The sequence below is a fragment of the Pantoea pleuroti genome, from assembly GCF_014156615.1.
GTDB lineage: Bacteria > Pseudomonadota > Gammaproteobacteria > Enterobacterales > Enterobacteriaceae > Pantoea > Pantoea agglomerans.
Genome location: NZ_SBFD01000005.1, coordinates 28,118 through 42,199, shown reverse-complemented (window position 1 = coordinate 42,199; position 14,082 = coordinate 28,118). Strand labels below are relative to the sequence as shown.

Below are 14,082 nucleotides of genomic sequence, written 5' to 3'. Positions count from 1 at the left end.
GATGCAAAGCAAAATGCCAACAAATTCCGCTTCAGGTGCATTCAGAATGGATCTGATTTATCGTCAGATTTGAGATAGAGGACGGCTTAAATTCTGAATGTGCTGCTTTTTCAGGCAAATGATGCTGTTTTCTCAGACGAAACCAACCTCAGCGCCGCGAAACTATGTGTGATAAAATAACATCACTTATCCAGCGGAGAATTTTCATGACAAACATGACGTCGCAGCAAATTTTGATTCAGGCCGAAAAGATGTGCCTGCAGCGCGGTGTGCGTCTGACTTCGCAGCGTGCTGAAGTGTTGCGCCTGATGGCCGAGCAGCCTGGCTCGATCAGCGCCTACGATCTGCTGGATCAACTCCGCGTCAGCGAGCCGCAGGCCAAGCCTCCCACGGTTTATCGGGCGCTTGATTTCCTGCTGGAGCAGGGTTTCATTCATCGGGTGGAATCCAACAACAGCTACGTCATGTGTCACCATTTTGAGGCACCAGCACATACATCGGTGATGCTGGTCTGTGACCGCTGTGCCGCCGTTACAGAGAAACAGGCGCAGGGCGTAGAGAAGATCATTGCTAGCCTGGCAGGTGAAGCGCAGTTTGCATTACGCCACAGCGTGATTGAAGCGCATGGTTTATGTGAAAATTGTGCTGCGGTTGAAGCCTGTACGCACCATGAAAGCTGCGAGCATGACCATCAGGATGAGGGTAAAAAGCGGGGGAAACGCGGGTAATCGGCACATCCTTGTGCGGTTCCGGTGAGGGCCCACCGGAACGCATTCAGCTGATTATCAAGCTATTGTCTGATTACCAGCGGTGATCTTTGTTCTGACCTTCCCAGTCGCTTACTTCGCGCTCGGCTTCATCTTTGGTAGAGCCGTAACGCTCCTGGATTTTACCGACCAGCTGATCGCGTTTACCTTCGATAACCTGCATATCATCGTCGGTCAGCTTGCCCCATTTCTCTTTCATTTTGCCTTTGAACTGCTTCCAGTTGCCGCTTGCTTCGTCTTTATTCATGGCAGACCTCCAATCCTCGGGTTTTAATGATTATCTTGCTTCTTAACAAAATAACGATACAAAGCGCTGGCTAACTGCGCTGCGTAGAGTTAATTGTAGTAGCTAATTTCTTAACCGTGGAATAATACAGAATAATCCGTATCGGCTTGCGTGCAGCCACTGCAGCATCAGGCATCAAACCAGCTGTTCTGACGCCAGTGCTTACGCCAGATGAGCCACAGCGACAGGCCGCGCAGCGCCAGGAAAACCGTGACCGCCAGCCACAGACCATGGTTACCCAACACCGGTACGCTAAGCAGTGTCAGAAAATAGCCGGCTGCGGCTACTACCATGCTGTTACGCATCTCGCGCCCGCGCGTCGCCCCGATGAACATGCCATCCAGCAGATAACACCAGACGCCGATCAACGGCATTATCATCTGCCAGATCAGATAGCGGTCCGCTGTCTGCTGAAGTGAATGAAGAGAGGTCAGCAGGGTAACGATCTGCGGGCCAAAAATGGCATAGATCAGCGAGAAGAACAGCGCCACCACCACCGCCTGCCGACAGGCAGAGTGCCAGACGCGCAGGAGTTTGCTGCCATCTTTTGCACCATGCGCCTCACCCGCAAAAGCTTCAACCGCATAGGCAAAGCCATCCAGCGCGTAGGCAGTAAAAGTAATAAACATCAGTAATACCGCGTTAACCGCCACCACATCAGGGCCGAGTCGCGCGCCCAGCACGGTCAGCGAGGCGAAACAGAGTTGCAGCATCAGAGAGCGCAGCATGATATCCCGGTTCAGTCGCAGCAGCCGGCCGCTGTCACCGCGCCAGCTCTGCTTCAGCAGGCTAAGCGTAATTCCGCGCAGTTTTAACACCCGCCAGACCATGATGCTGCCGACGCCCAGCGTGATGTACTCTGCCAGCGCCGTGGCGGTGGCCGCCCCCGCGACACCCCAGTGCAGCCCCATCACCAGCCAGAGATCGAGCACGATGTTAACCAGGTTACCCACGACCAGCAGGATCACCGGCGCGCGTGCATACTGCACGCCCAGCAGCCAGCCCAGAATGACCAGGTTTGCCAGCGTGGCAGGCGCACTGAGCCAGCGAATCTGAATAAACAGTGCCGCCTGTTCGAGTACATCGGGATTGCCGCCAACCAGATGGGTCGACAGCTGAATAATCGGATAACGCAAAGCGATGAACAGTACGCCCGCCAGCAGCGCGATGATCAGCGGTTGCGTCAGCGCGCGCGCCAGAGCGGTTTTATCGCCCCCGCCAAACGCCTGTGCCGTAAGGCCAGTAGTACTCATTCGAAGGAAAAGCAGCAGCATAAAAAGGAAGCTGGTCACTGTAGTCCCGACCGCAACCCCGCCAAGATAGACAGGACTGTCGAGATGACCAATTACTGCAGTATCGACCACTCCCAGTAAGGGAACGGTGATGTTTGAAAGGATCATCGGCAGCGCAAGCCGCCAGAGATTTTTATCGGTTGCCGTAATAAAGCGCATTCGCCGTTCCGTGCTCAGTGTCGCTGCGCAAAAGAGGCAGCGACAAAATTAGGGCAGACAGAATAGCATCAGAGAAGACGAATGCACGCTGGCAGAAGAATCAGAGCCACTCGCCGTTGCGCACCACGCCAACTGCCAGACCTTCAATGGTCAGTGACTGCGCACGGGTATCGACAACAATCGGGTCAAAATCGCTGTTTTCAGGCAGCAGATGCACGATAGCACCCTGCTTTTTCCAGCGCTTAACGGTGACTTCATCATCAATGCGGGCAACCACAACCTGGCCGTTACGCACATCCTGGGTTTTATGCACCGCGAGCAGGTCGCCATCCATAATCCCGATATCTTTCATCGACATTCCGCTGACGCGCAGCAGGAAGTCAGCAGACGGCTTAAACAGGCCCGGATCGACCTTATAGTGGGTTTCGATATGTTCCTGCGCCATGATCGGCTCACCGGCAGCAACCCGCCCAATCAGCGGTAGCCCTTCTGAGGCTTCTTCTTCCATTAACAGTCGAATGCCGCGTGATGCACCGGAAACGATCTCGATGACGCCTTTACGCGCCAGCGCTTTCAGATGCTCTTCTGCCGCGTTCGGCGAACGGAAGCCCAGCTGCGCGGCGATTTCGGCACGCGTAGGCGGCATGCCCGTTGAAGAAATATGGTCGCGAATCAGGTCATAGACCTGCTGCTGCCTGCTGGTTAATGCTTTCATCCCGCCCCCTGGTTGTTTATACAGTCGCTGTGAGTATATACAGGTATTGGTGAAATGGAAACCGATTGTCAGGGAAAACGCGCCCTCAGACGCGTTATGGAAGGCTTATCGCAAATGTGTCCAGAGCAGCGCGATCCAGACGAAGAGTGCCAGTAAGATGCTGATCAACACCGCCGCCGAACCCATGTCTTTTGCCCGGCCCGCCAGCGGATGATGCTCCTGACCAATACGGTCGACCACTGCTTCAATGGCGCTATTGAGGATTTCAACAATGACCACCAGCACCACCGTCCCAATCATGAGGATGCGGGCGACCACATCGACATCCAGCCAGCACGCGATAACAATAGCGGCCAGCGCAGCCAGCGCTTCCTGCCGAAACGCAGCTTCATGTTGCCAGGCGGCACGCAGTCCCTGCCATGAGTAACCTGCAGCTTTTACTATTCTGATAAGTCCGGTGGCATTATTTGCCATGATGTGGGAACCCTTTCATCGGATTGACGTCAATGTCTGGGCTGCGTGCAATTGGCACCACCACAGATCTTCGCTGCGCTTTCTGGTATGCTTGCGGCGCTTTGCTAACAAGAGGCTTCATGTTGTCTATGTCAGGTTGGCGTAAACTCTATTACAAACTGCTTAATTTACCACTGTCGTTTTTGGTAAAAAGTAAGGCCATTCCGGCCGATCCCGTGTCTGAACATGGTCTGGATCCGACCCGACCTATTATGTATGTTTTGCCTTACGATTCGAAGGCCGACTTACTGACTTTACGCGCACAGTGTCTGCGGCATCATCTGCCCGACCCGCTCACTCCGCTGGAGATTGATGGTTCTCTGCTGCCGCGTCACGTGTTTATCCACAATGGCCCACGCGTCTTCCCCTATTTTGTGCCCAGCGTTGAATCTGTGAAAATCTTTCACGATTACCTGGACCTGCATCGCAATAACCCTAAGCTGGATATTCAGATGCTGCCGGTCACGGTGATGTTTGGCCGCGCACCAGGACGTGAAGTCCAGGGCGAAGCAACGCCACACCTGCGAGTGCTGAACGGGGTGCAGAAGTTCTTTGCGGTGATCTGGCACGGGCGCGACAGTTTTGTCCGCTTCTCACCGACGGTGTCGCTGCGCCGCATGGCAACTGAACACGGTACGGATCAGTCGATCGCCCAGAAGCTGGCTCGCGTGGCGCGCATTCATTTTGCCCGCCAGCGGCTGGCGGCGATTGGCCCGCGCTTGCCGGCGCGTCAGGATCTGTTTAATCGTCTGCTGCAATCCAAAGCGATTGAAAAAGCAGTAGAGGATGAAGCACGCAGCAAAAAAATCTCCCATGAGAAAGCGCAGCAGAACGCTGTCGAGATGATGGAGGAGATTGCGGCAAACTTCTCCTATGAAGCCATCCGCGTAACTGACCGCGTGATGGGCTGGCTCTGGAGTCGGCTCTATCAGGGCATCAACGTCAATGGCGGCGAAAAAGTCCGCCAGCTGGCGCAGGATGGCCACGAGATTGTCTATGTGCCGTGTCATCGCAGCCACATGGATTATCTGCTGCTCTCCTATGTGCTCTATCATCAGGGCCTGGTGCCGCCGCACATCGCAGCCGGGATCAATCTCAACTTCTGGCCAGCCGGCCCGATTTTCCGTCGTCTGGGCGCCTTCTTCATTCGTCGTACCTTTAAAGGCAACAAACTCTACGCCACGGTATTCCGCGAATATCTCGGCGAGCTGTTCACCCGCGGCTATTCGGTTGAGTACTTTGTCGAAGGAGGCCGTTCACGAACCGGTCGCCTGCTGGACCCTAAAACCGGCACCTTAGCCATGACGCTGCAGGCGATGCTGCGCGGCGGAAATCGCCCTATCACGCTGGTGCCGATCTATATCGGCTATGAGCACGTAATGGAAGTGGGCACTTACGCTAAAGAACTGCGCGGCGCGGCGAAAGAGAAAGAGGGCTTCATGCAGATGGTGCGCGGCTTACGCAAGCTGCGCAATCTCGGTCAGGGTTACGTGAACTTTGGCGAACCCCTGCCGCTGGTCAACTATCTCAACAAGCGGGTACCGGAATGGCGCGATGCCATCGATCCGATTGAGCCGCAGCGTCCCAGCTGGTTAACACCGACCGTCAACGATATTGCTGCCAGCCTGATGGTGCGTATCAATGAAGCGGGCGCGGCTAACGCCATGAACCTCTGTGTCACCGCCCTGCTGGCGTCACGTCAGCGCTCACTAACCCGTGAACAGCTGATTGAACAACTGGAGTGCTATACCCAGTTGCTGCGCAACGTGCCTTACTCGCCAAATGCGACCGTACCCGATCTTTCAGCGGAAGCGCTGCTGGATCACGCCATGGGTATGAATAAGTTTGAGAGTGAAAAGGACAGCATTGGCGACATCATCATTCTGCCGCGTGAGCAGGCGGTGCTGATGACCTACTATCGCAACAATATTCATCACATGCTGGTGATGCCGTCGCTGATTGCCGCCATAGTTCAGCAACATCAGACGCTGAGCGAAGCAGAACTGCTGCGTCAGGTGAGCCTGATCTACCCGATGCTGAAGAGTGAGCTGTTCCTGCGCTGGCAGACCGATGAGCTGCCGCAACTGTTGACCGAACTGAGTCAGGAGCTGGCGCGTCAGGGCCTGATTACGCTCGAAGCCGGCGAATTGCGCTTTTCCTCAGCGCGCTATCGCACGCTGCAACTGCTGGCCGCCGGTGTGCGTGAAACACTGCAGCGCTATGCCATTACGTTCTCCATTCTCAGCGCCAAGCCGACGATTAACCGCGGCACGCTGGAGAAAGAGAGCCGGACGCTGGCACAGCGTCTGTCGGTGCTGCACGGTATCAATGCTCCGGAATTCTTCGACAAAGCGGTCTTTACCTCACTGGTCCTGACCCTGCGCGATGAAGGGTATATCAGCGACAGCGGTGATGCCGATGTTGCGCAGACCCTGGCGACCTGGCATATGCTGGCAGACCTGGTCACCAGCGATGTCCGTATGACGATTGAAACCGCTGTGGCGCACGACTGACCGCAGCGCGCATAGTAAAAAGGCGACCTCATGAGGTCGCCTTTTTTATAGGCCAGGTCTGGTCCGATTCGCTGTAAGACGGTGCCTGCTCAGGGAACATCGTCAGATCGGAAAGACGCAAAAGCGTCATCCCTGACTGCTCGGCCCGCGCGATTACGCACCTCATCCCTGAGGTGCGCCCGTTGCCGGACCAACGCTCTGCGTTGTTCAAAAACGCTCCCGGCGTTTTTGTCCCTGGCGCGGGACGCTTTCCTCTTCTGCCCATGTTCCCTGCGCGTTGAGCTCATTCATTGCTGCCAGATTCATCCTCATCAGGTTTGGCGACCTCCCGGATCGCCTTTTTATGTCTGGAAACTCTCTATCAGAACAGCTGGCTGAACGGCGGGGTATTCATCAGTACACCGAGGAACAGCACCATCCCGACATAGTTATTATTGAGAAAAGCCTGGAAACAGGGTTGCCGCTCGCGTCCGGCGATCAGCTTCTGTTGATAAACAAACAGCGCGGCGGCCAGTAATAGCGTCCAGTAGAAGGCGCTGTTCAGATGCAGCATGAGGCCAACCAGCGCCATCAGCAGCAGCGTCGCCAGTTGCAGCAGACCAATGATTAGCTTGTCGAAACGGCCAAAGAGAATCGCGGTCGACTTCACGCCAATTTTCAGGTCATCATCCCGATCCACCATCGCATACTGGGTGTCATAGGCGACCGTCCAGCAGATGTTGGCGATGAATACCAGCCAGCAGACCAGAGGTAAGGACTCACTAACTGCGGACCATGCCATGGGAATGGCCCAGCCAAAGGCGGCACCCAGCACTACCTGCGGCAGGTGGGTATAACGCTTCATAAAGGGATAGACCCAGGCCAGCGCCAGCCCCACCACGGAGAGCATAATCGTCATCATGTTCATGGTCAGCACCAGCGCAAAAGCCGCCAGAGCCAGTATCACGAACAGCAGCTTAGCCTCTTTTGCACTCACCGCGCCGCTGGCCAGTGGCCGATGCTTCGTGCGTTCGACATGACCGTCTACTTTGCGATCGGCGTAGTCATTGATCACACAGCCGGCCGCACGCATCACGATGACCCCGGCAACAAACACCGCCAGCACCGGCAGCGGCGGGATCGCCATGTCAGCCAGCCATAATGCCCAGAGCGTTGGCCACATCAGCAGCAGCGTACCGATAGGCTTATCGATACGCATCAGGCGCGTGTAGGCCCGCCATTTATTTACACTTAAGCTATTTTGCACCACAGGATCCTCAGACCAGATCGCGATAGAGCGGCGATGCCGGTAAAAACAGTTCAGTCAACAGCAGCGGTTTGCCGGAGAGACGCAGGCGTGAGCGCCGTCCCCACAATCCCTCTACCTGCCCCGGCTCAATAAAATCGCGGGTCAGCGTCGAAGAGGAGAAGAGATAGCGACCCAGCGGCCGGGTGCCCAGCTGCTGCAGCATCGCTTCTGGCCCGTTGAGGGTGCTTTCCGGCACCAGCGTACGGCCAGCCAGCCAGGGCTGATCGTCGCCGAACAGCAGCACTTCACGCAGCCAGAAGCGTTGATCGTCTGGCAACAAGCCCTTTTCATCACCCAACTCGCTGGCGTCGATAAAGCCTTCACGCAGCGGCTGAACCGTGACCCGCTGGCAATGTTGTTCAAAACGGCGCGTCATTGAATCCTCCTCCATCAGCCAGTCGAGCAATGGCGGCGCAAGGGTTGCCTGCGACGGAGAAAGCCAGTTGAGTGCACGTAATAAGCTGAGCGCGTCTTGCGACATAGCACCACTCCCAATAAGTTTCAGGACGCTAGTTTAGCGCAGAGACGCGATGCGAACACCTGCCGTCATTTCAGACGGCAGGGGGATTACTCGCGTTTCAGGCGGTTGCTGTTTGCCAGCCACAGGGTGACCACCAGAATCAGAATCGCCGCAGAGTAACAGAGCGTGTCGAAGGGATTTTTATGGTCGACGATAATCAGGCGAATAATTGCCGTGATACCGATATAGACAAAATAGCGCAGCGGAAAGTGATAACCCGACTGAAAGTACTTAACAATCAACGCAATAAATTCGAAGTAGAGGAAATAAATGACAATTCCCTCAATCAACAGATAGGAAGACGACTGCTCGCTGGTGTTAAACAGCACGTTTGCCAGATGGATAGTTTCTTTGCCTAAAAAGACGATCAGGATGATCGCCAGACTCAGCAGACCCAGATTCAGCACCCATTGCAGTACCGTTGCAAGGTGGCGGGCGAAAGGATTTTTGTCACTCATGTTGCGCCTTAAAAAAGGAGTTATTAGCGCGCGATATCATGCGCGAGTGTGACGCAAATCACAATAACTCATCAGGCCTCCACATCAACACAGAGCGCATCGTAACGCCAGTATTCACAGTCGCAATCAATCACCTCTTTTTGCTGGTTGCGATTGATGCGGGTGATCAACAAACCGGGGCTGCCCGGTGCCACATTCAGCATGGGTGCGGCGACCTCCGGCAGCGGGCCAGGCAGGATGGTGAAGCGCGCGCCGCCGTAACGAATGCCGTAGCGCTGGTCATAGAGATCGGTCAGTGAGCGGGTCAAATCTTCATCAAGCAGACCAGGGAAAAAACGCGGATTGAGGTAGTGTTCAACATAGAGCACCGCGCGCCCGTCAATGCGCCGCAGGCGGCGAATGCAGTAAACCGACGAACCGGAGGCCAGCCGCAGCGCCGTCGCCACGCTGTCGTGCGCCGCGACCTGTTCGGCGGCGATGACCTCGGTGGCCGCCTGCCGTCCCTGCTCCATTGCCATGGCATGAAAGTGGCTGTGATGCAGCGGGTTATAGATCAGCCGCGGCGGTGCGATAAACCAGCCGCGACGCAGTTCCCGGTAGATCATCCCCTGGGCTTCCAGCTTGCCCAGTGCTTCCCGCAGGGTAATCCGGGTCGTGCTGAACGCCTCGCTTAAGGCACGCTCCGCCGGCAGTCGCCCGGCGCTGAACTCTCCGGCCTGAATGCGCATCAGCAGGACGCTGGCGATCGCATCCGCCGTTTTGAGTGCTATCGACTCCACAACAGTAGCCTCATTTTGGTGCGACTCCGCACTCTTACTGTTCAGGTAAACGCGCCTGTGACAGGCGAACGGGTCACCTCTTTCATCGCCCATCCCCTGCACAGCGCCGCCCTGTCATAAATCGTTCATATACAGGGGCTACATTGGCTCGGTTCTTGCTGGACTAGACCAGCCAGGCCCATCAACTTACACCCGGAGCAACTGAGATGAAAGCGTTTATCGCCTCTGTAGTAGCCAGTGCTGTAGTGCTCACCCTGCCCGTTGCGCAGGCCGCCGATAACGACCTTGCCGCCCTGGAAAAAGCGGCACGCAGTGAAGGCCAGGTCAACAGCGTCGGGATGCCGGATAGCTGGGCTAACTGGAAAGATACCTGGAACGACATCAGCAGCAAATATGGCCTTAAGCACAGCGATACCGATATGTCATCGGCGCAGGAGCTGGCGAAATTCGATGCAGAGAAAGAGAACGCCAGCGCTGACATCGGTGACGTGGGTGCCGCCTTTGGCCCGATCGCTGTCGCTAAAGGTGTGACCCAGCCCTATAAACCCACTCACTGGGATCAGATTCCGGCCTGGGCCAAAGATAAAGATGGCCACTGGGCGCTGGCCTATACCGGCACCATCGCCTTTCTGATCGACAAGCAGCAGGTTAAAGATATCCCCCACAGCTGGGCCGATCTGAAAAAAGGTAAGTATGTGGTTACTATCGGTGACGTCGGCGTGGCAGCTCAGGCGGCCAACGGCGTACTGGCGGCAAACTACGCCTTAGGTGGCGATGAGAAGAACCTGAAACCGGCGCTGGCTTTCTTTGCCGATCTGGCCAAACAGGGTCGTCTTGGCGTTACCGATCCGGTGATTGCCAATATCGAAAAAGGTGAAGTGCAGATGGCGGTGGTGTGGGACTTTAACGCCCTTAACTACCGGGACCAGATCGACAAAAACCGCTACGAAGTGGTTATCCCGTCTGATGGCTCCGTGACCTCCGGCTACACCACCGTCATCAACAAATATGCGAAACACCCTAACGCCGCAAAACTGACGCGCGAATATATCTTCTCAGACCAGGGACAGATCAATCTGGCGAAGGGCTATGCCCGTCCGATCCGTGCCGAGCATCTGACGCTGCCAGCGGACGTTCAGGCTCGCCTGCTGCCGCAATCTGAATATAAAAATGCCCGTCCGGTGAAGGATCAGGCTGCCTGGGATAAATCGTCGAAAATGCTGCCGCGCCTGTGGCAGGAAAACGTCATCATCAATATGCAGCAGTAATTCGCGGCAGGGAGAACGGAATGAAGACCATCCTGGTAGTGCTGGACGGCCTGAGCAATCAGGTCGCACAACATGCAATGGGTTACCTGCATGCCGAATGTTCGCAGGGCAACGGGTTTTATTACCGTATGACCTGTGAATTACCCTCGCTGTCACGCCCGCTTTATGAGTGCATTCTGACCGGTGTTCCGCCGGTCAGAAGCGGCATTATTCATAATGGCGTCAGCCGGTTAAGCCGCGAGCGCAGCGTCTTTCACTTTGCGCGAGCAGCGGGACTGACGACTGCGGCGGCGGCCTACCACTGGGTGAGTGAGCTTTATAACCGAACGCCGTTCGTTCCGGCGCGCGATCGTCACACTGACGCGCCGGACCTGCCCATTCAGTATGGCCATTTTTATTCTGACGATAGCTATCCCGACTCGCATCTGTTTGAAGATGCAGAGAGCCTGCGACTGCGTCACGATCCCGATTTTCTGCTAATCCACCCGATGAACATCGACGATGCCGGTCATAAATCGGGCCTCTCCTCGCCACAGTACCGTAACCGGGCACGCATCGCCGACGGCCTGCTGTCTCAGTGGATGCCCTTGTGGCTGGCTGAGGGCTATCAGGTGATGGTGACCGCCGATCACGGTATGAATGACGATCGCTCCCACGGCGGCATTCTGCCGGAAGAGACCACGGTGCCGCTGTTTGTCTTTGGCCGGGCTTTCTCGCTGCAGCCTGACCTGGCACCGCAGCAGACCGATCTGTGCGGCACGCTGTGTGAACTGCTTGAGGTGGCGCATGACAAGCCGGTCTGTCGCGGCCTGCTGGCGGAGCCGAAGAGATGAAAGGAAAAGGAGTCGCGCTGCTGCTGCTGTTACCGTTCACCCTGTTCTGGGTCGCCTTTCAGCTGGCACCGCTGTTGTGGATCGCCATTAACAGCTTCTGGAGTGAGATGAACAGCCAGTGGGGCTGGGATAACTATCAGGACATTCTCACCTCGCCCTTCTACCAGCAGGCATTTCGTTTTTCGCTGGATATCTCACTCTGGTCAAGCGTCTACGGCTTACTGATTGCACTGGTCACCGGCTATTCACTGCATCAGCTCGGCGGCGGGCGACTGCAGCGCTTTCTCATCGCTTTTACCAACATGACCAGCAACTTTGCCGGTGTCCCGCTGGCGTTTGCCTTTGTGATTCTGCTGGGGCTGAACGGCTGCCTGACATTGCTGTTGCGCCATTATGGTCTGGTTGAGAGCTTCAGACTCTTCTCGCGCAACGGCATGGTGCTGGTCTACACCTGGTTCCAGATCCCGCTGGGCGTGCTGCTGCTCTACCCGGCATTCGACGGGCTGAAAAAAGAGTGGCAGGAGTCCGCTGCGCTGCTGGGTGCCAGCCGCTGGCACTACTGGTGGCACATCGGCCTGCCGATTCTGTTTCCGGCGCTGCTCGGGACCTTTGTGATCCTGCTGGCGAATGCGCTGGGCGCTTATGCCACGATTTATGCCCTGACCACGGGTAATTTCAACGTGGTGCCGGTGCGTATTGCCGCGCTGGTCTCCGGCGATATCTCGCTGGATCCCAACACCGGTAGCGCGCTGGCAATGCTGCTGGTGGCGATTATGGCACTGATTACCCTGGTGCAGCAGTATCTGGTGCGCCGTAGCTATCTCAATGCGAAACAGCCATGAAAGGAGCCGCCATGTCACGTGCTGAGCACCTCTATCACCGGATAATGGTTGGGTTACTCTTTACCCTGCTGGCACTGCCTTTACTGGCCACACTGCTTTATGCACTGTCGTCCGACTGGAGCAACACCATTCTGCCACAGGGCTATAGCCTGAAGTGGTTCATCCAGCTCTGGAGCGACCCGCGATTTCTGACGGCGCTGGGCCATTCGCTGCTGATTTGCCTGGGTGCGCTGCTGTTCTCGCTGGTGCTGGTGCTGCCTGCCATGTTTGTAATCGCTTACTATTTTCCTCGACTGGATGCGGTGATGAACGTCCTGATCCTGATGCCTTTCGCCGTGCCGCCGGTGGTGTCGTCAGTGGGATTACTGCAACTCTACTCTTCGTCACCGCTGATGCTGACCGGCACGCCGTGGATCTTAATCGGCTGTTATTTCACTATCGCGTTGCCCTTTATCTACCGGGCGCTGGCGAACAATATGCAGGCGATCAACCTCAAAGAGCTGATTGATGCCGCGCAGTTGCTGGGTGCCAGCACCTGGCAGGCGGCGCTGTGGGTCGTGCTGCCCAACCTGCGCAAAGGGATGCTGATTGCCGTGCTGCTCTCTTTCTCCTTCCTGATTGGCGAATTTGTCTTCGCTAACCTGCTGGTCGGCAACCGCTATGAAACCCTGCAGGTTTACCTCTTCAACATGCGTAACGGCAGCGGTCACTTCACCAGCGCCCTGGTGATCTCCTACTTCTTTGTGGTGCTGCTGGTCACCTGGCTGGCCAACGCCCTGAATCCCGAACGAGGCTGAATATGAGTTACCTTGAGGTCAGAGAGCTGAACAAGTCCTATGGACCCACGCCCATTTTTGAGCAGATCGATTTCAGCGCCGCTGAAGGAGAATTTGTCACCCTGCTCGGCCCCAGCGGCTGCGGTAAATCGACGCTGCTGCGTTGTCTGGCGGGGTTAACCAGCGTCGACAGCGGTGAAATCAGGCTGGAGGGCAAAGATATTGTACCGCTTGCCCCGCAGAAGCGCGCCATCGGTATGGTGTTCCAGAGCTATGCGCTGTTTCCCAATATGACGGTAGAGAAAAACGTCGCATTTGGCCTGAAGATGCAGAAACTGCCCGAAGCGCAGATTCGCCAGCGGGTACTGGAGGTGCTGGAGCTGGTTGAACTCAGTGATTATGCACGCCGCTATCCGCACCAGTTGTCAGGCGGGCAGTGTCAGCGCGTGGCACTGGCACGTTCGCTGGTGACGCGTCCGCGTCTGCTGCTGCTGGATGAACCGCTGTCAGCGCTGGATGCACGTATTCGCCGCCATCTGCGCGATCAAATCCGGCGCATCCAGCGCGAGCTGAATCTCACCACCCTGTTCGTCACCCACGATCAGGAGGAGGCGCTGACGCTCTCCGATCGTATCGTGCTGATGAACCGGGGCAAAATCGTGCAGAATGGCGATGCCGAAGCGCTCTATACCCAACCGGTCGATCTCTTTGCCGCCGGATTTATTGGCAACTACAACCTGCTGAGCGCTGAGCAGGCGACGCGACTGACCGGTCAGCCTTTCCACAGCCAGGTGGCCATTCGCCCGGAATCGATGTTGTTTACCGCGCCGGGTCAGGGCATTCCTGCGGAAATCCTCAGCCACAGTCTGCTGGGCAACGTGATCCGCTACCGTATCCGGGCGCATGATGTGGAACTTTCGGTTGATGTGCTTAACCGATCGGCGGCGGATTTGCACCCCGCTGGCAGGAAGATTGGTCTACAATTAGAGATGTCGACTTTGCGCCAGGTGGCTTAAAACACAGGAAAAAATCACGCATAGCACGGCAATCCCCTTCACAGATTGCCCTCTTCC

General features: G+C 56.3%; 15 protein-coding genes. 7 read left to right on the top strand and 8 right to left on the bottom strand.

Features of this window, described 5'->3' with window-relative positions; translation table 11 throughout:
• Positions 1-206: 206 nt before the first annotated feature.
• Positions 207-728: a zinc uptake transcriptional repressor Zur gene (gene zur, locus EPG66_RS13300; protein ID WP_022625218.1), complete on the top strand. Its 522-nt coding sequence runs from the start codon at positions 207-209 to the stop codon at positions 726-728.
• 73 nt (positions 729-801) lie between these two features.
• Here zur and EPG66_RS13295 read toward each other — a convergent pair whose 3' ends face one another.
• The 4 genes from EPG66_RS13295 to EPG66_RS13280 form a co-directional block, all read right to left on the bottom strand.
• Positions 802-1,014, bottom strand: a complete 213-nt coding sequence (locus tag EPG66_RS13295; RefSeq protein ID WP_033770834.1) for a CsbD family protein — start codon at positions 1,012-1,014, stop codon at positions 802-804.
• Positions 1,015-1,181: 167 nt separating this feature from the next.
• The gene (dinF, locus tag EPG66_RS13290; RefSeq protein ID WP_182687204.1) at positions 1,182-2,504 is read right to left on the bottom strand and encodes an MATE family efflux transporter DinF; all 1,323 of its coding nucleotides are present in this window, start codon (positions 2,502-2,504) and stop codon (positions 1,182-1,184) included.
• A 100-nt stretch (positions 2,505-2,604) separates the two neighbouring features.
• Positions 2,605-3,219 carry a transcriptional repressor LexA gene (lexA, locus tag EPG66_RS13285; protein WP_010252231.1) on the bottom strand — a complete coding sequence of 205 codons (615 nt, stop codon included), beginning with the start codon at positions 3,217-3,219 and terminating at the stop codon, positions 2,605-2,607.
• Positions 3,220-3,324: 105 nt separating this feature from the next.
• Complete coding sequence (locus EPG66_RS13280; protein ID WP_039392133.1) at positions 3,325-3,693, bottom strand: diacylglycerol kinase; 369 nt, start codon at positions 3,691-3,693, stop codon at positions 3,325-3,327.
• A 128-nt stretch (positions 3,694-3,821) separates the two neighbouring features.
• Between EPG66_RS13280 and plsB the strand changes: the two genes are divergently transcribed.
• Positions 3,822-6,245: a glycerol-3-phosphate 1-O-acyltransferase PlsB gene (plsB, locus tag EPG66_RS13275; protein ID WP_031591803.1), complete on the top strand. Its 2,424-nt coding sequence runs from the start codon at positions 3,822-3,824 to the stop codon at positions 6,243-6,245.
• Between the two features lie 361 nt (positions 6,246-6,606).
• On the opposite strand, the gene ubiA is transcribed toward plsB, so the two are convergent.
• The 4 genes from ubiA to EPG66_RS13255 all read right to left on the bottom strand — a co-directional run bounded on the left by ubiA (position 6,607) and on the right by EPG66_RS13255 (position 9,290).
• Positions 6,607-7,491 (bottom strand): 4-hydroxybenzoate octaprenyltransferase, encoded by an 885-nt coding sequence (gene ubiA / locus EPG66_RS13270; protein WP_069025635.1) that lies wholly within the window; start codon positions 7,489-7,491, stop codon positions 6,607-6,609.
• A gap of 10 nt (positions 7,492-7,501) precedes the next feature.
• Complete coding sequence (ubiC, locus tag EPG66_RS13265; protein ID WP_010252243.1) at positions 7,502-8,014, bottom strand: chorismate lyase; 513 nt, start codon at positions 8,012-8,014, stop codon at positions 7,502-7,504.
• An 86-nt stretch (positions 8,015-8,100) separates the two neighbouring features.
• A complete protein-coding gene (gene psiE / locus EPG66_RS13260; RefSeq protein WP_039392079.1) occupies positions 8,101-8,511 on the bottom strand; it encodes a phosphate-starvation-inducible protein PsiE in 411 nt (136 codons plus the stop codon).
• Positions 8,512-8,582: 71 nt separating this feature from the next.
• Positions 8,583-9,290 carry a UTRA domain-containing protein gene (locus EPG66_RS13255; protein WP_182687201.1) on the bottom strand — a complete coding sequence of 236 codons (708 nt, stop codon included), beginning with the start codon at positions 9,288-9,290 and terminating at the stop codon, positions 8,583-8,585.
• 206 nt (positions 9,291-9,496) lie between these two features.
• On the opposite strand from EPG66_RS13255, the gene EPG66_RS13250 reads away from it, so the two are divergent.
• From EPG66_RS13250 to EPG66_RS13230, 5 genes are read left to right on the top strand one after another with little or no spacing between them, the layout of a single operon-like run.
• Complete coding sequence (locus EPG66_RS13250; protein WP_010252250.1) at positions 9,497-10,558, top strand: ABC transporter substrate-binding protein; 1,062 nt, start codon at positions 9,497-9,499, stop codon at positions 10,556-10,558.
• Between the two features lie 20 nt (positions 10,559-10,578).
• Positions 10,579-11,391, top strand: coding sequence for an alkaline phosphatase family protein (locus EPG66_RS13245; protein ID WP_039392082.1), 813 nt, complete (start codon positions 10,579-10,581; stop codon positions 11,389-11,391).
• Positions 11,388-12,233, top strand: a complete 846-nt coding sequence (locus EPG66_RS13240; protein WP_182687199.1) for an ABC transporter permease — start codon at positions 11,388-11,390, stop codon at positions 12,231-12,233. The genes EPG66_RS13245 and EPG66_RS13240 overlap by 4 nt, the downstream gene beginning before the upstream one ends.
• A gap of 11 nt (positions 12,234-12,244) precedes the next feature.
• The gene (locus EPG66_RS13235; RefSeq protein ID WP_031593877.1) at positions 12,245-13,030 is read left to right on the top strand and encodes an ABC transporter permease; all 786 of its coding nucleotides are present in this window, start codon (positions 12,245-12,247) and stop codon (positions 13,028-13,030) included.
• Positions 13,031-13,032: 2 nt separating this feature from the next.
• A complete protein-coding gene (locus EPG66_RS13230; RefSeq protein ID WP_039392085.1) occupies positions 13,033-14,025 on the top strand; it encodes an ABC transporter ATP-binding protein in 993 nt (330 codons plus the stop codon).
• Positions 14,026-14,082: the final 57 nt, after the last annotated feature.

Coding starts and splice junctions, on each gene's coding strand:
- EPG66_RS13295 (WP_033770834.1), bottom strand. CDS start 1,014: ATGAATAAAGACGAAGCAAGCGGCAACTGGAAGCAGTTCAAAGGCAAA.
- ubiC (WP_010252243.1), bottom strand. CDS start 8,014: ATGTCGCAAGACGCGCTCAGCTTATTACGTGCACTCAACTGGCTTTCT.
- EPG66_RS13280 (WP_039392133.1), bottom strand. CDS start 3,693: ATGGCAAATAATGCCACCGGACTTATCAGAATAGTAAAAGCTGCAGGT.
- psiE (WP_039392079.1), bottom strand. CDS start 8,511: ATGAGTGACAAAAATCCTTTCGCCCGCCACCTTGCAACGGTACTGCAA.
- lexA (WP_010252231.1), bottom strand. CDS start 3,219: ATGAAAGCATTAACCAGCAGGCAGCAGCAGGTCTATGACCTGATTCGC.
- zur (WP_022625218.1), top strand. CDS start 207: ATGACAAACATGACGTCGCAGCAAATTTTGATTCAGGCCGAAAAGATG.
- EPG66_RS13235 (WP_031593877.1), top strand. CDS start 12,245: ATGTCACGTGCTGAGCACCTCTATCACCGGATAATGGTTGGGTTACTC.
- EPG66_RS13230 (WP_039392085.1), top strand. CDS start 13,033: ATGAGTTACCTTGAGGTCAGAGAGCTGAACAAGTCCTATGGACCCACG.
- dinF (WP_182687204.1), bottom strand. CDS start 2,504: ATGCGCTTTATTACGGCAACCGATAAAAATCTCTGGCGGCTTGCGCTG.
- plsB (WP_031591803.1), top strand. CDS start 3,822: ATGTCAGGTTGGCGTAAACTCTATTACAAACTGCTTAATTTACCACTG.
- EPG66_RS13250 (WP_010252250.1), top strand. CDS start 9,497: ATGAAAGCGTTTATCGCCTCTGTAGTAGCCAGTGCTGTAGTGCTCACC.
- EPG66_RS13245 (WP_039392082.1), top strand. CDS start 10,579: ATGAAGACCATCCTGGTAGTGCTGGACGGCCTGAGCAATCAGGTCGCA.
- EPG66_RS13240 (WP_182687199.1), top strand. CDS start 11,388: ATGAAAGGAAAAGGAGTCGCGCTGCTGCTGCTGTTACCGTTCACCCTG.